Raw genomic sequence first — 18,560 nt, forward strand, 5'->3', positions numbered from 1 at the left:
ATTAAACATCATATTACTGCTTATCTGATTGAAATAGCGCGGTCTGGATAGTATAGTCAAATGAAAATAGGCAATTGAGGTGACAGCAATGAATAGAAATTCTAGAAGAATTGCAATTCTTGATGCCGCATCGAAAATCGTGGCAGAGAAAGGAATTTTTGATTTAACGATAGATGCCGTAGCAGAAGAAGCCGGTATTAGTAAAGGCGGTTTACTTTATCATTATCGATCAAAAGAAGTATTAGTTGAAAAAATGGTAGAGCATTTGGCAACAAACTACAGAATTAAAATCGCTAAAAGTGCAGTAGAAGACAAAGAAGAAAAAGGTAAGTGGACACGTGCTTATTTAGATGTCACGTTTAAACAAGCCTATAAGAATAAAGATATGCACTCTGGGTTATTAGCAGCAAAGGCAGTGAATCCAGCATTACTTAATCCAATTCATGAAGCTTTTTCGGAATGGCAGCATGAAATTGAAGACGATGGCCTTGATCCAATTATGGCAACAATCATTCGTTTAGCGACGGATGGGATTTGGTTAGCAGATCTTTTTGGTATTGACCCGATTGAAAGTGAGCAAAAAGAATTAATTTATGAAACGTTAAGGAAATGGACGAACGAATAAAACTTGGCATAACAGTATTTAGACAATGAATGTGCAGTTCATAAGTCATGCTGGTATGCCTTTTTTCATTTTTAGAGGGTTTAAATGAAGATGACCTACATAGTATGGTGTAACTTAATGTTACAAAACCGTCTGGACGGTGCAGTAAATACATAACTGTTTTGGGGGAGAAAAAAGTGAAAAACAAAGTTTTATTGACAGCTGCGGTAACAGGTGCGGGTGATACTACAAAAATCAATGAACATGTACCTGTAACGCCAAAAGAAATTGCGGAATCAGCAATTGCTTCTGCAAAAGCAGGTGCAACGGTTGCACATGTGCATGCACGTGATCCAGAAACAGGCGGAATTAGCCATAATATCGAACACTACCGTGAAATCGTTGATCGGATTAGAGATTCTGAAACCGATGTTGTGATCAATATTACAGCAGGCGGCGGCGGAGACTTTATCCCAAGTCTTGATACACCCGCAGCCGGAGGAGATGGGACTTGGATTCAAACGCCTGATGAACGTCATGCTCCGGTTGGCCAATTACTTCCGGAAATGTGTACGCTTGACTGCGGAAGTGTAAACTTTGGCAATATGATTTATCTTAGTCCGACAGATTGGCTTAGACAACATGCAAAGCTTATTCAGGAAAGTGGTGTGAAACCAGAGCTGGAATGCTTTGACACAGGTCATCTGCGTTTCGCCAAACAATTAATAGATGAGGGGTTAATCGATGGAGATCCGATGTTCCAGTTTTGTCTTGGTATCCCATGGGGAGCGGAAGCAGATGTAGAAACAATCACGTACTTCAAAAATCGTCTCCCTGAGAATGCATATTGGTCTGCGTTTGGGATTGGCCGCATGCAATTACCAATTGCGATGCAAACAGCCATGTTAGGCGGCAACATTCGCGTTGGTTTAGAAGATAATTTATATCTTACAAGAGGTGTACCTGCAACGAACGAACAACTTGTCGATAAGGCTGTTGAAATGTTACACACGAATGGGATTGAAGTGATGTCACCTGAAGAGGCGCGGGTCCAATTTGGTTTGAGAAATTCGCACGGAGGAAATCAATCATGAATTCACCAATTAAAGAAGTTGAGAAACTAGCCGTCATCGGAACTGGTGTCATTGGGAATGGTTGGATTGCCCGTTTTTTAGCAATGGGATACGACGTTGTTGCCTTTGATCTTGCTGAGGATGCGGCAGAGAGAACACGTGTAGCTGTGGAACGTGCATGGCCTTCCTTAGAAGAAATGGGGCTTGGGGAAGGTGCATCAACTTCGCGGGTTACTTTTGTATCGACAATTGAAGAGGCTGTCAAAGATGCAGATTTGATCCAAGAAAATGTACCAGAAAGAGAAGAACTAAAGAAGAATGTGTTAAAAAACATTGATCAATACGCAAAGCCAGAAGCAATTATTGCATCGAGTACATCGGGAATTAAACCGAGTACATTACAAGAAGGATTACAACATCCAGCACGATTAATTGTGGCACACCCATTTAATCCAGTTTATATTTTGCCGCTCGTTGAACTGGTCGGCGGCGGGGCGACAACGCCATCGATTATGGAACGGGCAAATCAGTTTTACCAATCGATTGCGATGAAGCCACTGATTATTCAAAAAGAAATTGAAGGCCATGTCGCGGATCGTTTAATGGAAGCACTTTGGCGCGAATCTTTACATTTAGTAAACGATGGTATTGCAACGACTGAAGAAATCGATGCTGCGATTATTTACGGGGCCGGTTTACGCTGGGCGCAAATGGGACCATTTTTGACATTCCATTTAGCCGGCGGCGATAAAGGAATGCGTCATATGCTGGAGCAGTTTGGTCCTGCACTTAAGCTGCCATGGACAAAATTAGAGGCACCTGAATTGACCAATGACTTAAAAGAAAAAGTGATTACGGGATGTGAAGTTCACGCAGGAGATGTGCCAATCGCTGAATTAGAAGTGAAGCGTAACGAGTTTTTAGTAAAATTACTAGATTTAGTTGAAGAGTATTGGCATGTGCCGAATAAAATTAAGCAGAAACGTAAAGAGGGAGCATAAAAATGGAACACACAACATTTAACTATGAAGACCATGTACGTTCTGAGTGGGTAGATTATAACGGTCATATGAACGATGCAGCTTATGCACAAGCTTTTAGTTTAGCAGTAGATGCGTTCATGGATTATATCGCGCTAGATGAAAAAGGCCGAAATAAGCACGCATATACAATTTTCACATTAGAAACGCACTTATGCTACTTACGCGAGGCGAATGAGGGAGAAAAAATATATGTTACGTCGCAACTACTAGATGTGGATGAAAAACGTCTTCACATATTTTTCGTAATGAAGAATAGCGGCGATGACGTCGTTTCGACGAGTGAACAAATGCTCATGGGAATTGATACGACGCACGGAAAAGCGGCGCCGTTTCCGAAAGCGGTTGCAGCAATCATTGAAAAACTATGGAAAGCGGATAAACAATTAGAAACTCCGAAACAAGTGGGAAGAAAGATTGCTATTAGGCGATAGGCTGTTGTTGATTTAAATCTTTAAATATATGAGGTTGCAGTAAATAATCTGAAGAACTTATTTGAGGCTTGCAAGAATGCTCAGAGCATCCGGAAATCGGGGAACGTTAATATGGTATACTATAAAAGGAGGGGATTTCGGTTGGCGTAAATCAATCCGAATTTTTGGTTTAAACAGGTTGTTAGCCATTATGTTGGATCGAATTACGCATAACTTAGGGAAAAAATATAAAATAAAAGGAAGATAGTTTTGAAGAAATTTTCATTGAGTATGATGATTGTATTACTATTAGGATTCCTAGCCGGTTGTGCTTCAGATGGAGGCGAAAAAGATACAACCGCAAATCAAAAGATTACATTTGGCGTAACGCCTTGGACAAGCACAATTCCACCGACAAAAATCGCAAGTCTCATTATTCAAGATATGGGATATAATGTGGAGGAAATTAGTGCGGATGCAACTAACGTCTTCATAGGTCTTTCGCGTGGTGACATTGATGTGTTTATGGATTCTTGGCTACCTCTACATGATAACCTATTAGAAAAATATGCAGATCAAATAGAAGATACTGCAACCAGCTATGCCGACGTCGAGACTGGATTGGTTGTTCCCGCATATATGGAAGATATTAATTCAATCAGTGACTTAAAGGGAAACGAAAATTTATTTAATCATGAAGTATATGGCATTGAAAGCGGTGCCAATGTAACTGGCATCATTAATGAGCTGATTGAAGGTTATGAATTAGATTTAACCCAAGTGAATTCATCTGAGGGCGGTATGCTTGCCCAGGCAAAACGTTCTATAGAAAATGAGGATCCTGTTAGTTTTTTCGGATGGCGTCCACATACAATGTTTAATAAATATGACCTTAAAGTATTAAGTGACGAGCAAAATTTCTTTGAAAAAGCGGCTGTTCATGTAATTACGAATAATGAACTAAAAGAAAATGCGCCAGACGTCCATGAGTTTTTAACTAATTGGAACATATCAATCGATGATGTTGAAGAAATGATTGTAAAAATTGAGGACGAAGGTGCAGATCCAGAAGAAGTTGCACGTGAGTGGATTGACAATAATCAAGACAAAGTAAACGAAATGCTAGGAAAATAAGGTAGATAAGAGCCTTGTGTTGACTGACATAAATTGTCGTCAGCACGAGGCTTTTTTTATTGAAAACTTGTAAAAGATGATTGTAAAATTGTTATGCCCCCAGGTCCGCCATCTAATAGTGAATAAGTATACTTTATATTTGAGTAATCTGAAAAACTTCTTGATGAAATTGTAAGTGTTATTAGGTAATATAGCTCTTCTTGTAAAGAATTTATGACAGTTAAATTAATAGTATGGTAAAATAGGCATATGCATATTAGACTGTTTATTTCAGTAGGATAAAGAGTAACAGGTTCACATACGACACGAATAGGGGGACAGTGATGCAGAGAATAAACGTCAATCGAAAAGAAAGCGGTTTGACACTTATAGAGGTTTTGGCATCCATTGTGATTTTGTCCATTGTACTTATTAGTTTTTCAAGTTTATTATTACAATCTACCAAACATACAAAATACAATAAAGAAAAACTGACAGCTGTGCAAGTAGCAGAGGAGATTGTTGCAGAAGTTCGAAGTGGAAATTACCAACAGTCGACAACAATTATAGGAAGCGCTGGAAAAAGGTATGAAGGTTACAAAATAGCGATTGAGATAGACAATGGACCGGCAGACTTGAAAAAAGCGCTAATCACAGTGACATCTCTTCCTGAAACAGGCATGAAAAAGTCTTCCTTCACAACTGAAATGTATTTTGATTCTGATGAGGTTTCGTCATGAGAAATGAAAAAGGTATAACCCTAATTGAACTTCTTGCCGTACTTGCAATTATTGGCTTACTCACAACCCTGATTGCTTCAGTTTTAATGAACGGAATGAATGCATCTGACCGGAGTACGACAAATCAAAGGTTGCAGCAAGAAGCAAATTATATAACTGAAACGATTCGAAATGAATATTTGAAGCAAGAACCAAAATTGATTGAATTTATGATTGATAACGACGAAAAATCCTTGAAAATGAACGGTATAATTATTTCAGAGGGCTATACGTATTGTCATGGCGATGATTGCGACGATGAACAAAAGTTGGAAGATGAGCAAGGGTTCACTATTAATAAAAGTATTAATCATGATTTTAAACTTGAACTTAGAAAAGAAACCTTGTCTTATAAAATTGGAACGACATATAGTAAACTTCGCTAAGGAGGGAAGGTAGATGATTAATAGAAAGGATGAGCGAGGCAGTACATTGTTGATAGTCCTGCTACTAGTCGCCGTATTTTCAATTCTTGGAATAGGTCTGCTTTCTATGAACATCTCCGCTTCAAAGCAGTTTAATAAAAAAGAAGAACAAGTGCAGGCGAGGCATTTAGCGGAGATGGGGGTCTTGCATTATCAGGCTATGATAAGTGATATGGTTAATGATATTAAATTTAAAAAGTACTATGACTCAGACGGGAATTATTTAAAAGATAAATCGGAAAGAGAGTATAAACAAGCTGTTTGCAATGCTGCAAATATAGGTGATGTGAATAGTGATGACCTAGAAATTGGAGCTTACTTTGTTGAGAGAGATGCTAGTAAAAATATTGTGTGTGGAGACATTCAATCGGATACAGAATATCTGATTATGTACATAAAAAGTACAGGAGAAGTTAGCAAGGATACAAAGTCATCTAAAGAGGTTGAAGCGGAAATAATGCTTTCATCTTCAAGGATAAGCGGAGATCAAGAAAATGAAAAGAATCAGCCGCCAACAGGTGACGGGGTTGAGGAGTATGATTATTTTATAGTAAGAAAAGGAGAACATCTATCAATAGCTAATCATGTATATGTCACTGGTAATTTGAATATAGACAGCGGTGGTGGAAAAAATTTTAGTTTTTTAAGGGTGAGAAAGAACTTACATGTAGCAAGGGATATTGGTTTTAATAATCATGCGTGTATAGTAGTTGAAGGTGATTTGAGAGTAGATGGAGATATAGATATAAAAAACAAAAATAATGCTACGATAGTTGTTTTTGGTGATGCTTATTTTGGAAATAAGCTAAAATCTAAGAGTAGTGAAGTTATATATGTAAAAGGCGAGGTCAGTGGGAACAACGTCCCGAAGTTACCTTCATTTGAAAATTTGACATCAAACCAGAAAAAAAATTGTAAAATCACAGAAACCGAAAGAGAAGAACCAGAGATAGAGAGCCTTGAGTGGGAGGTCCAACCAGAACTCAATGCCATTTACAAATAGTGATAGCATGTGAATACCTATAGATTGAGTGCCTGTGCAGGACGCAATTCTGAATTTTGTCCTGCACAGGCATCAAACTCTCATAAATCTTTAATTATTTGTCGTATATAGTCTATTAACTTCTGGGATAATGAAAATCCGTGCGTTCCGTACAAGCTTCTAGCCCCAACTGGATCCTCAATTTCATTCAACAATAATTGTCCATTCGAAAGTCGTAAAAAGTCAATACCGATATAATCGCTATGCAGTGCACTCGTAATTTTTTCCACCATCAACTTATCTCTCTTGGAAGGTTTATACTTTTCAACCTTTCCACCTAACGTATAATTCGATTTAAACGAGTCTACTCCTGTTCGCTTGACAGCACCGATGATTTCCTCTCCCAACACAAAAATCCGCACATCCGTCGAATTGGTTTCAATATATGGTTGTACAACGAGCAGGCGGTTAGTGTATTTTTCCTGGATATTTTCAACTTCTACTTTGTCTTTACATAAATGCACTTCTTGACCGCCATACCCGTCTGCCGTTTTAACAACAACAGGATATTTGTCGATTTGTTTTGGTGTGTAAAGCTTATGTGTTTCAATTGTGGGTATCCCAAGCATAACAGCGAGTTCAAATGTGCTCAGTTTGTTATTGGCAATGCGATTCACTTCGCTACGGTTAAAAACTCGGAATCCGTCTGCTTCAAATTTTTGTGCAAGTTTGTAGTCGCGTCCTCGGAAAACGACGAATCGTGCTTCTTCTGTTGGTCTCTCATCATCTACAATTAATTGTAATTCAATACTAAATTTCTTTGCTTCGTTAATTAACTCTTCTATAAACCTTTCATTTCTTTTCGCATCTTCCGTTTCATAATACAAATAGCCTTTCATTGAATTTCCCCCAATATATACTTAATCATCGCATCCGCCACATTAATGCCCGTTACATTTAATATATTTCGAATATGCGCTGCAGCATTCACTTCACAGACAAGTGGTTCTTCATTCTCCCCGAACAATAAATCCACACCAGCAAATTCAGCGCCAACCGCATCCGCAGCCTTGATTGCTAAGGATTTTTGCGCTTCAGTCAATTCCACGACTTCCGCCACACCACCATTGGTAATATTCGCACGGAAATCCGTTTCGGAATATCGATACATCGCCGCGACAACTTCATCGCCAACAATATTAACCCGGATGTCTCGGCCCCTGCTCGAAGCAATAAACTGTTGAAAAACATAATCGACACCGCGAAGTTCATCTACTTTTTCATAAAAATCTTCTTCTGTTTCAATTAAATATACTTTCATGCCAAAGGAACCTCGTCCTTCTTTAATAATAAGCGGTAACTTTAGCCGTTCTAACACTTTTTCATAGTATCCAGATTCTCGAATGGTAAAAGCAGGATACACTTTTGGGGCAATAATCGTTTCTGGCATAGGGACCCCATGTTTCGCTAGTTGTATGTATTGATTGGCTTTATTGTCACATGTTTCGATGACTTCGGGACCATTGAAAACAGGAATGCCTTGATTTTTTAAATAACGGGCTAATAAAATATCCTTATCTAAAAAGACGATAAAGTTCGGTTTATTATCTAATTTACCTGCTAAATTCATCATCACTTCATAGTTTTTCTTAATGACTGCATGGACGCCAGCACGTTCTGCAGCTTCTTTTATTAAAAATGCTTGGTCGTAAAATTTATCACTTGTCAAACTGCCATTATAAATTATCCAACAACTGTACAATGAAATTCCTCCGGTCGTGTTATACTTTCTATGAGTAGTTTACCATATGGAGGGAAAGAAATGATTCCAAAATTAAACGAATACAAAGAACGATGGCATATAAAAAGTGATCATTCAATCAAACCGGGACTAAAGGCAATAAAAGAAGCGCTTACTTTACTAGGCAATCCAGAGAAACGATTAAATGTGATTCATGTTAGTGGGACAAACGGAAAAGGTTCGACAATCCAATTCATGGAGTCAATCTTAGAAGCGCATGGTTATACAACAGGGGTATTTTCTTCGCCGGCTATCATTGATATACACGATCAAATTCGATACAATGGAAATCCTGTGACACAATTCACGCTAGATGAAACCTTCCGAAAGATGAAGGAGGTTGAGTTAAGTGGAAAGTTAACAGATTTTGAATTGTTGACGGTTGCGGCATACGTTACATTTGAACGTCTTCAACCCGATTATGTGTTAATAGAAACAGGAATGGGTGGATTATTAGACAGTACGAATGTCGTTCAACCGATTGTTTCTGTTATTACATCGGTTGCACTGGATCATGTCCTGTTTTTAGGTTCAACAATTCAAGAAGTGGCTACACATAAAGCAGGGATTATTAAACAAGGGACTCCCGCTGTAGTAGGGGCATTGCCGCCTGAAGCGCTTGAAATTGTGAAGCAAACTGCACGAAAAAACGATACAATCATAAAAAGTTATGGCGAGCAGTTTTTTATCGAAGTAAAAGATAAAGAAATATTTAATGGGGAACATATTTTCACATTACCATACAGGAAAATGAAAGGTACACATCAAATGATAAACTGCGGAGTGGCGATTGAGGCACTCTTAACTGCCGGAATAAACCTTATCGAAAAGAAGGTTCAAGACGCAGTAGCTACAGCTCAATTGTCTTACCGTTTTCAAGAAGTGATGCCGAATGTATACCTAGATGGTGCACATAATCCTGCAGCGGCGGCAGCATTAACGGAGACGATAGAAAATGAATTTCCTGGTGAAAAAGTCGATTTTATCATCGGCATGTTGAAAGGAAAAGACATTAAAGGGACGCTTGATGAACTGATGCCAGTAGCAGCATCTTTCACCTTTTTAACTTTTGCACACCCCGATGCCGCCACGGGAGAGGAGTTAATGAAAAATTGCGGACATCTTGAAAAAAGCGTGACAAATTCTTTTAATAGACCTATAATACTAGATAATGGTAATAATGGGAGGAAAATAGTCACGGGTTCACTGTACTTGATGTCGGGACTAAAGTTTTTATAACAGAAAATATTTTAGGTAGATATTAGTGACAAAATATCAAAAACTTGATAAGATATCAATATATTCAGTTTTATTAGATTTCGGTGGAGAGGTGGATTCTAAGATTGGCTAGATTAAAAAATAGTACTGTTAGTATCTTTATTTTATGGCTGATTATCGTTCCACCAGGCGTTATATATATTATTAAAAATCATTTTCCTCAAGGAGTTCATTGGTTTTATTTAGTAATATTTATGCTGTTCGGTTTTTTAACGGTATTATTTCCAATTACAATGAACGGAAAGCCTATTCTCCTAGCCGCATGGATAACCATTCCTGCGTTTTTACTATTTGGGCTGCTAGTTGAAGTGATTTTGATGCAAGTATCTATTTTAGGCATGTTATTTTATTCAAAGAATCAGACGCATAGAAAAATCGACTTTTTTGTTAACTCGCTATTATTTTTCATTTTATCGATTGCGGCTGCTGCAGCTTTTCATTTAGCAGGTGGTGTGGTTGGATCATTAGAATTCTGGCCAATGATTATTGCCGTATCTGTCTACCAAATTGTGCATAGGTTGTTATATGATTTTGCCAAGTTTAACATAAACCGTGTTAAAGGTCGGGGTACTTATTTTACGAAAGATTTATTGCTAGAGAGTGCAACGGTAATTATCATTCTTCCTTTTGCGTTAATGCTCTATTTTTTAGTCGAATATATTGGATTCGGCGCTTTTTTATTGTTAGGGATACCGTTTTTCTTTATTGTCATCACGTTACGTCTCTATAATAATACAGAAAAAGTTAATGATGACTTACAACTGGCTGGTTCAATTGGTCATGAGCTTTCGAATCATTTGTCCGAGGAGAGCGTTATTAATCAGTTTATTAAAAAAGTATCTGAAATGTTTAAAGCTGACTTTACGTATCTATTTGATCATAAAAGTGAATGGTTAGAACTCCTTCGTTCTTATGAAAAAGGAGCATTTAAAAATATTGATTTGAGTCGATTCTCTATTGGAGAAGGCATTGCTGGAACCGTCTTAAAGGAAAATAAACCAGTCATTTACGCAAAAAGAGAAGAGTGGTTAAATTTATCGAAAGATTATACGCCGGATGCAATGCAAAGCATCATGGTGATGCCAATTTCGCGAAATCAAAAAATAGAAGGGGTCATATTTATTTCTTCTATGAAAAAGAACGTTTATACGGACTATCAATTAAAAATTCTTGATATTCTTTGTTCTTATTTTACAGTATCAGTTGAAAAAGCACGCTACGTTGAAGAAACTGTGCGAAAAAGCGAGCGTTGTGGACTGACTCATTTATATAATTATATTTACTTGGAAGAACGTTTAGCGTTTGAGAAAACGAGACTTCAGCATGGGAATTTAAAAGAGTTATCAGTTGTCATGATAGACATTGATCATTTTAAGCATATTAATGACACTTATGGACATCAAAGTGGGAATGATATTTTAATAAAATTAAGCGAGATTCTTGAGAAGTATACGCCTGAAAATGGCATTGTTGGACGATACGGTGGAGAAGAATTTATTTATATACTCCCTGGTATGGCTAAAGAGGATACAATAGATTTTGCTGAAGGTTTGCGTAAAAAAATCGAAACATATCAGTTCGAAATTTTTCCTGATTTAGGAGCGTCTAAAGCACCGATAGCAGTGACGATTACTGTAAGTATTGGTGTTTCTGCGATTCCTGAGGATACAGGTGATGTAAATGCTTTGTTGCGAAATGCTGACCGGGCCCTATATCTTGGCGCAAAACGAGCTGGACGCAATAGGGTAGCGGGATATGTAAAATAAAACGATAGTGAGGAGGCGTAAGATGACGATATCTAAAGAAAAGCAGATGATTACATTTATCGTTTGGTTACTCGTCTTTCCTCTCGTTTTTTATAGCGCTTATGTGTATTTCCCTATAGGTCGCCCTGATTGGACGAATATTATCCTGTTATTTATCATGCTATTTTTAACGATGTTATTACCGATACGATTTAAAAACGTATCGATTTCTTTAGAGAGATGGGTTACGTTTACAATCTTTTTTCAATACGGCGTGTTTACAGAGTTTATTTTCATCCAATTGGCGATGCTGATTTTATTATTTAGTGAAAAAACCTCCTTACCGTTAACTCATAAATTTTTTGTTAACGCTGCGATTTTTGGAATTACTTCAATAGTGAGTGGATTTGTTTTTTATGTTACCGGAGGGACAATGGAATCACTCCATTTTGGGCATATTCTTTTTTACGGACTTTTATATGCGAGTACTTATTCATTGGTGAATAATATTTTACTTAAAATTTATTTTGCTTGGCATCAACGCAGCTATTCACTACTTTCTAAAGGGGCAATATGGGACTATATTTCAACACTCATTATGGTGCCGTTCAGTATTTCCCTCTACTTTTTACATGAATATCTTGGCAATAAATCATTAATTCTTGTTGGAATACCTTTCTTGATTGTTTTAATAACGATTAAAATGTATAACACTTCAAATCGTTTACATCACCAACTTGCTCACGCAGGGAAAATCGGGCATGAACTCGCAGACAGACTGCTTTTTGATGAAGTACTTCAAACATTTATCGAAAAACTGAAGAATGTCATTCCTTTCGATCATGCATATGTCGTTGATTTAAGAAGTGAGCGCACACTTATTCCTTTAATGGGGATGGAATCGGGCGCTATTACCAAAAACGTTCAAGGAATTTCTTTTCTGCATGAAAAGTCGGTTGATGATGGGCTGGATATGTATAAAACTAAAATTTATTTTAATGAAAATGAAATTAAGACTTTAAAAAATATACATTTCAAAAATAATGCAAGTTCGGTGATGACAACACCGATAATTCGTGATCATGCAACAGAGGGCTTTTTGGTTTTGACTGCAGAACGAAAAAATGTCTTCCAAACATCTGATATACAAATTATTGATATTTTGACAGGGTATTTTGCCATATCGCTTGAAAAGGCAAGGTATTTCGAAAACACGCTCAATAAAAGTGAAAAGTGCGGTTTAACAAAGCTTCATAATTATCGTTATTTAGATAGAAAATTGAATGAAGTTGTCAATGATTTTCACTTGAATAAAATAGAAAAAGTTTCAGTTATTGTTATGGATATTGATCATTTCAAGTCCGTAAATGATACGTACGGACATGAAAGTGGCAATGAACTATTAGTGAAACTAGCTAAGCGCTTAGCAAGCTATCAAAACGAAAATGATATTTTAGCGAGATATGGCGGGGAAGAGTTTGTATTTGTTTTACCAAACAGGTCCAAGGAAAAGGCGGTAGCTTTTGCGGAGAAGATACGAACTGAAGTGGAAAGAACGAAATTTCAAGTCATTCCTGATTTATCAATAAATAAGGAGCCAGTCAATGTAAACATTACACTCAGTTTAGGTGTTGCTTCTATTCCGGGTGACGCGCGTACAGCAAAGAAAGTAATGAGAAATGCGGATCGTGCACTTTATATCGGGGGAAAGCAAGCAGGTCGAAACAAAGTCGGTGTATTTGAAAAACAAGATAATACGAATCATGAAGAAACACAAACATTACCAAACGTATAATGTTTGTGTTTTTAAATTTATTAAATTATATAGAGAAAATTGAATACGTGAAGGAAGAAAGTAATATGGATTCTCAATGATAATTGTTGATTGTACCAAGATTATCCGGTAAAATTAAGTAAATAGTTTCATATTAAACTCTACATAAATGATGGTATATTAAAAATCTGGTTTTTATAGTCTAAAAGTTCTACATCGAGATTGGAGGTTTCTCATGCAACATAAATATATAGTTTCAAGCGTTATAGGCGTACTCATTGTCTTTCTTTTCTATCAATCTATCTTTTCTTTTTCAACAGCATCGGCTCAAAATGATAACGCCAATTCAACAATTGCTGGCATCAACATTACCGTAGATAAAGAATTAGATATTCAAGCTCTACTAGCCTCAGAGATTCAGCAATGGAAAGAGCAGCCGCTAATCGTTCAAGGTCAATCGGCAATTGTAGAAGTTCCGACTCAATACATACAATTTGATATTACTGAAACAGTTGGCAAGTATATGCAAGCGATCAAAAATCCGTGGTATAAGCCGTGGGCGAAAGTACCAGGTGTTCATATTCCACTTGATGTCACATTATCTGATGAGTTGAAAACAGCATTTATCAATGCACCTTTATTCAATGTTGATGAGACTATAGAAGCGATTCGAGAACATGCAAGTGAATTGAAAACGACGCCCGTAGTTGCAGAAGAAATTTCATTTTCAAAAGATATGATGAAAAGAGTGTCATTTGAAATTCAAGAAATTCATGGGAATAGTGCAAAGCTTTCTTCACTAGCTACAGAGCTGAATGAAACGACAATAATGGCTGGCGAAACGTTTTCATTCTTAAATACATTTAACGACGATTTAATCCTCCGTGATGAAGAGTCGGTTAATTTTTTTGCTTCAGTTTTGTACAGTGTTGTTTTACAAGCTTATACATCAATTCAAGAAAGGCATTCCCAACATAACATCCCGAACTATTTACAACCCGGCATCGAGGTTGAAGTTAGTGAGAGATTACAAAGGGATTTTGCATTTGAAAATGAAGGGCAATCACCGATGATATTCGTAGCTTCCGTTGAAAATGGCCGATTACTCATTGAGCTTTACGCTTTGGAAAACAATTTGGATATCTCTTATTCTGTTAAAAAAATAGAAGTAAAACCTCGAACGATTTATCGTTTATCTCCAGATCTGCAAGTTGGCGAGGAAAAAGTACTTCAAAACGGTTCAAGTGGATATCGTGTAGCGGTATATAAAAAAATAGCAGATCAGGCGAGTTATGAAGCAGAACAGCAAATTAGCCGGGATTTTTATCCACCGCAACATAGAATTGTATTGGTTTCATCAAAAGAGGAGCTAGAAGACACTGCCGAAATAGAAAATGAAGAGCAAGGAAGCAATATAGAGGCGAATAAAGATAGTAATCATAACACAATAGATGATAAACAGGATAAAGATAATGATGGAGTTAAGGATTCTACTTCAAATAAAGAAGTAAAATATGATAAAGGCGGCAATATCATTACCGACCAAGAAGAATAGAAAGGAGGGGAAGTCTTTGCCAGTCCAGCACCGTAAAAGACTTGGTGACTTACTTGTTGAATCAAATGTTATTCAACCGGAGCAATTAGAAGAAGCACTCAAAAATAAAAGTCGGGAAGAGAAACTCGGTGATTATTTAATTGAACAGCAACTAATCACAGAACAACAATTAATTGAAGTATTGGAGTTTCAACTCGGCATTCCACACGTCAATTTAAACCAATATTCGATTGACACTGAACTGATTCAGTTAGTGCCAAAAGAATTGGCGAAAAGAGCGAATCTCATGCCGATTCGCCGGGACCGAAATCGATTGTTAATTGCGATGGCAGACCCGATGGATTATTTTGCGATTGAAGAACTACGAATGGCGACGGGCTGTCAAATTGAAACGAGTATTGCGGCTAAAGACGATATTTTCCGTACAATTACGAAGTATTATGATTTACAAGAATCGATGGAAGAAGCGCTTGACGATTTATTGCCGACCAACTTGGATGATGAGAACCAAATTACTGATGAAGATTCACCGATTGTCAGGTTAGTGAACCAAATTATTGCAAATGCCGTCGCGGAGCGCGCAAGTGATATTCACTTTGATCCGCAAGAAACGGAATTAAAAGTGCGTTATCGTGTCGACGGTGTGTTGAGGGATGAGCGTTCTCTTCCGAAGAATATGCAAAATATTATCACCGCACGTGTGAAAATAATGGGGAATTTAAATATAACTGAGAATAGAATTCCACAAGATGGACGTATTAACTCTGTCGTTAATTTTAAACCGATAGATATTCGTCTTTCTACTTTACCAACGATTTATGGCGAGAAGATTGTGATGCGTGTTCTTGATTTGAGTACGGCTTTGAATGATATTCAAATGCTTGGATTTACAGCAGAGAATCTAAAGAAGTTTCAAACAATGTTAAAGAAACCAAACGGGATTGTGTTAATTACCGGTCCCACAGGTTCAGGTAAGTCATCTACGTTATATGCTGCACTCAATCATTTAAATAACGAAACGATTAATATTATTACGGTTGAAGACCCGGTAGAATATCAGCTTCCGGGTGTGAACCAAATTCAAGTACGGGAAGAAATTGGCATGACATTTGCGACGGGGCTCCGGTCCATTTTAAGGCAAGACCCCGATGTCATTATGATTGGGGAAATCCGCGATGCTGAAACAGCAGAAATTGCGATTCGTTCGTCCTTAACTGGACATCTCGTGCTAAGTACACTGCATACAAACAGTGCCATCGAATCGATTTCTCGTTTGACCGATATGGGAGTAGAACCCTTCCTGCTATCTCCGTCCCTCGTAGGCGCAATCGCACAACGGCTTGTACGGCGAGTTTGTAGGGATTGCAGTGAAAAAAGAGTCCCGACAGATTATGAAAGACAAGTGTTTGCACAATTTGGTCGAACGATTGCCGAAGTGACACGCGGTAGAGGGTGTCCTTCCTGTAACCAAACTGGTTATCGGGGGCGTATTGCCATTCATGAAATACTGGTCATTGACGATTCGATAAAAGAGCATATTTTATTAAAAAGTGGTCCAATGGAAATTCGAAAAGAAGCTCGTGAAAAAGGCTTTCAGACATTAGTAGAAGACGGATTATTAAAAGTAGAAGCAGGACTTACGACGATAGAGGAAGTGTTACGTGTCGCAACGTCTGAATAGGATGTGAAAAAATGTTAAACGAGATGACCAATTTATTCAAAAATGCGTATGAAAAGAGCGCCTCTGATTTACACTTATCATTTGGAATCCCGGCAGTTTATCGAATTGACGGGACATTACAGTCTTTAGACGATAAAACATATACGTCTGAACAGCTTAAAGAAATGGTTGAAGGCATTATTCCGGAAAATAAAAAGGAAGATTTCCAAGAAAAAGGGGAGGTCGACTTTAACTTTTCATTGAAAGACCTTTGCCGGTTTCGTGTGAATGCATTTCATCAAAGAGGGGAAGTTTCCATTGCAGCTAGACTTGTATCTAGTTCAATCCCAACCATTGGAGCGTTAAGCATGCCGAACATTTTATATGATTTAGCTGAAAAACCACAAGGATTAATTTTAGTGACAGGGCCAACTGGTTCAGGAAAATCAACGACGTTAGCGGCCATGATTGACTATGTGAATAAGCGTTATGCAAAACATATTATTACGCTTGAAGACCCCATTGAATATACACATACACATCATAAATCGATCGTTAACCAACGTGAAGTCGGGGCAGATACGCAAAGTTTTGCGAATGGCCTGCGGGCGGCTTTACGACAAGATCCCGATATCATATTGGTTGGAGAAATGCGTGATCTTGAGACGATTTCAACTGCGATTACTGCAGCGGAGACGGGACATTTAGTGCTCGCAACACTTCATACGAGCAGCGCAATCACTACAATTGACCGAATCATTGACGTTTTTCCACCGCATCAGCAAAGTCAAGTTCGTATCCAACTTGCAAATGTGTTGCAAGGGGTTATTTCCCAGCGTTTATTCGTACGGAAAGACGGACGCGGTCGGATTGCGGCGACAGAAGTATTAGTTCAAGTGCCTGCAGTTGCGAATTTAATACGCTCAGAAAAAGTGCATCAAATTCAAAACATTATGCAGACTAGCAGAAGGGTAGGCATGCATACGCTTGAAACGTCTATTCAGCAGTTAATTGCTGCCGATATCATTCGTCATGAAGACGCTGCGCCTTATCTTGTGCAAGGTGAGTTTTAATGCCAGTTTATAAATATAGTGGAAGAACATCTTCTGGGGAAATGAAGAAAGGAACGATTTCCGCTCCGTCTGAAAAAGAAGCGATTACGAAATTACGGAACCAAGGCATTAATCCGCGTGAAATTGAAGAATCGAACAGCATTCTTCATAAAGAATTGTCCTTTACGAAAAAAGTGAAAAATGAAGACTTTGTCATTTATTGCCGACAGTTTGAAACGCTTATTCGTGCAGGCGTTTCGGTCGTGGAAGCGACCCATATTTTAGCGAACCAAACATCAAGTAAATCTTTAAAAAATGCATTATTTACTATTGAAGAAGAAGTACGTGCCGGCACGTCTTTTTCTGATGCTGCGGGGAAAAATGAGGCCGTCTTTCCAACACTCTTCGTCAATATGATGCGCGTGGCAGAAGCGACAGGAAATCTTGACTCTACGTTAGAGCGGCTTTCAAGTCATTATGAAAAACAATTTAAATTAAAAAAGAGTATTCAATCGGCATTGATGTATCCGATAGTTTTACTCGCCGCGATTATCGTTGTTTCTATCGGATTGCTGTTGACAGTCGTGCCAAGTTTTGCAGAAATGTTCGAGGACTTCGGGGCGGAACTGCCGTTTATTACATTGTTTGTATTGGAAATCAGTGACTTTTTACAGACGTTTTGGTGGGTTTTTCTGCTCATCGTGGTCGTCATTCCCGTCATTTTTTCTTACTTATATAAAAATAATGCACAATTTCACTATCAAACGCATTACTTTTTATTGAAAATGCCGGTGCTAGGGCCGTTGCTTCAAAAATCAGCCATTGCGCAAATGACGCGTACATTGTCTTCGTTATTTAGCAGTTCAGTGCCTATTTTACAAGCATTAAAAATTGTCGAACGCGTCGTAAACAATCCGATTATCGGGAAAGTCATATTGGAGGCGCATGACAGTCTTGAAAAAGGAAGCTCATTATCCGCGCCATTAGCGAAAAGCTGGCTTTTTCCGCCGCTCGTCACCCAAATGACATCCATCGGGGAGCAGACGGGGTCACTGGACTACATGTTAGAAAAAGTAGCTGACTTTTACGAAGACGATGTCGATCGTTCGGTTGATACGATAAAGTCGTTAATTGAGCCGATTATGATTATTTTACTCGCCGGTATCGTTGGGACAATTGTTTTATCGATTATGGTTCCGATGTTTAGTTTGTTTGAGCAGATTTAATAATATTCCGGGTACAAGATACTGAAAACCATTTGTGTCT

17 protein-coding genes are annotated in these 18,560 nt (G+C 38.0%); 15 read left to right on the forward strand and 2 right to left on the reverse strand.

Annotation, left to right across the window (positions count from 1 at the left end; translation table 11 throughout):
* Positions 1 to 88: 88 nt before the first annotated feature.
* The 8 genes from BI350_RS08585 to BI350_RS08620 all read left to right on the forward strand — a co-directional run bounded on the left by BI350_RS08585 (position 89) and on the right by BI350_RS08620 (position 6,450).
* The gene (locus BI350_RS08585; RefSeq protein ID WP_075527715.1) at positions 89 to 625 is read left to right on the forward strand and encodes a TetR/AcrR family transcriptional regulator; all 537 of its coding nucleotides are present in this window, start codon (positions 89 to 91) and stop codon (positions 623 to 625) included.
* A 176-nt stretch (positions 626 to 801) separates the two neighbouring features.
* On the forward strand, positions 802 to 1,698 hold the full coding sequence (locus BI350_RS08590; protein WP_075527716.1) for a beta-keto acid cleavage family enzyme: 897 nt from the start codon (positions 802 to 804) through the stop codon (positions 1,696 to 1,698).
* The gene (locus BI350_RS08595; protein WP_075527717.1) at positions 1,695 to 2,678 is read left to right on the forward strand and encodes a 3-hydroxyacyl-CoA dehydrogenase NAD-binding domain-containing protein; all 984 of its coding nucleotides are present in this window, start codon (positions 1,695 to 1,697) and stop codon (positions 2,676 to 2,678) included. Before BI350_RS08590 ends, BI350_RS08595 begins: the two co-directional genes overlap by 4 nt.
* Before the next feature lie 2 nt (positions 2,679 to 2,680).
* On the forward strand, positions 2,681 to 3,151 hold the full coding sequence (locus BI350_RS08600) for a thioesterase family protein (protein ID WP_075527718.1): 471 nt from the start codon (positions 2,681 to 2,683) through the stop codon (positions 3,149 to 3,151).
* 249 nt (positions 3,152 to 3,400) lie between these two features.
* Complete coding sequence (locus BI350_RS08605) at positions 3,401 to 4,264, forward strand: glycine betaine ABC transporter substrate-binding protein (protein ID WP_075527719.1); 864 nt, start codon at positions 3,401 to 3,403, stop codon at positions 4,262 to 4,264.
* Positions 4,265 to 4,587: 323 nt separating this feature from the next.
* Positions 4,588 to 4,983 (forward strand): type IV pilus modification PilV family protein, encoded by a 396-nt coding sequence (locus BI350_RS08610; RefSeq protein ID WP_075527720.1) that lies wholly within the window; start codon positions 4,588 to 4,590, stop codon positions 4,981 to 4,983.
* A complete protein-coding gene (locus BI350_RS08615) occupies positions 4,980 to 5,408 on the forward strand; it encodes a type II secretion system protein (protein WP_075527721.1) in 429 nt (142 codons plus the stop codon). The genes BI350_RS08610 and BI350_RS08615 overlap by 4 nt, the downstream gene beginning before the upstream one ends.
* Positions 5,409 to 5,421: 13 nt before the next feature.
* Entirely contained in the window at positions 5,422 to 6,450 is a 1,029-nt protein-coding gene (locus BI350_RS08620; protein ID WP_075527722.1) for a hypothetical protein, read from the forward strand.
* A gap of 80 nt (positions 6,451 to 6,530) precedes the next feature.
* Here the strand turns inward: BI350_RS08620 and BI350_RS08625 are convergent, their stop codons facing one another.
* Complete coding sequence (locus BI350_RS08625; RefSeq protein ID WP_075527723.1) at positions 6,531 to 7,328, reverse strand: ATP-grasp domain-containing protein; 798 nt, start codon at positions 7,326 to 7,328, stop codon at positions 6,531 to 6,533.
* Entirely contained in the window at positions 7,325 to 8,191 is an 867-nt protein-coding gene (locus BI350_RS08630) for an ATP-grasp domain-containing protein (protein WP_075527724.1), read from the reverse strand. Before BI350_RS08630 ends, BI350_RS08625 begins: the two co-directional genes overlap by 4 nt.
* A gap of 60 nt (positions 8,192 to 8,251) precedes the next feature.
* Between BI350_RS08630 and BI350_RS08635 the strand changes: the two genes are divergently transcribed.
* The 7 genes from BI350_RS08635 (at position 8,252) to BI350_RS08665 (ending at position 18,520) form a co-directional block, all read left to right on the forward strand.
* Positions 8,252 to 9,469 carry a bifunctional folylpolyglutamate synthase/dihydrofolate synthase gene (locus BI350_RS08635; protein ID WP_075527725.1) on the forward strand — a complete coding sequence of 406 codons (1,218 nt, stop codon included), beginning with the start codon at positions 8,252 to 8,254 and terminating at the stop codon, positions 9,467 to 9,469.
* A gap of 104 nt (positions 9,470 to 9,573) precedes the next feature.
* Positions 9,574 to 11,274: a sensor domain-containing diguanylate cyclase gene (locus BI350_RS08640; RefSeq protein ID WP_075527726.1), complete on the forward strand. Its 1,701-nt coding sequence runs from the start codon at positions 9,574 to 9,576 to the stop codon at positions 11,272 to 11,274.
* A 22-nt stretch (positions 11,275 to 11,296) separates the two neighbouring features.
* A complete protein-coding gene (locus tag BI350_RS08645; RefSeq protein WP_075527727.1) occupies positions 11,297 to 13,048 on the forward strand; it encodes a sensor domain-containing diguanylate cyclase in 1,752 nt (583 codons plus the stop codon).
* A gap of 214 nt (positions 13,049 to 13,262) precedes the next feature.
* A complete protein-coding gene (locus BI350_RS08650; RefSeq protein WP_075527728.1) occupies positions 13,263 to 14,582 on the forward strand; it encodes a G5 domain-containing protein in 1,320 nt (439 codons plus the stop codon).
* A 16-nt stretch (positions 14,583 to 14,598) separates the two neighbouring features.
* Entirely contained in the window at positions 14,599 to 16,263 is a 1,665-nt protein-coding gene (locus BI350_RS08655) for a GspE/PulE family protein (protein WP_075527729.1), read from the forward strand.
* A gap of 11 nt (positions 16,264 to 16,274) precedes the next feature.
* Complete coding sequence (locus BI350_RS08660; protein WP_075527730.1) at positions 16,275 to 17,315, forward strand: type IV pilus twitching motility protein PilT; 1,041 nt, start codon at positions 16,275 to 16,277, stop codon at positions 17,313 to 17,315.
* Positions 17,315 to 18,520, forward strand: coding sequence for a type II secretion system F family protein (locus BI350_RS08665; protein ID WP_075527731.1), 1,206 nt, complete (start codon positions 17,315 to 17,317; stop codon positions 18,518 to 18,520). Before BI350_RS08660 ends, BI350_RS08665 begins: the two co-directional genes overlap by 1 nt.
* Positions 18,521 to 18,560: the final 40 nt, after the last annotated feature.

This window comes from Sporosarcina ureilytica, from assembly GCF_001753205.1.
Classification (GTDB): domain Bacteria; phylum Bacillota; class Bacilli; order Bacillales_A; family Planococcaceae; genus Sporosarcina; species Sporosarcina ureilytica.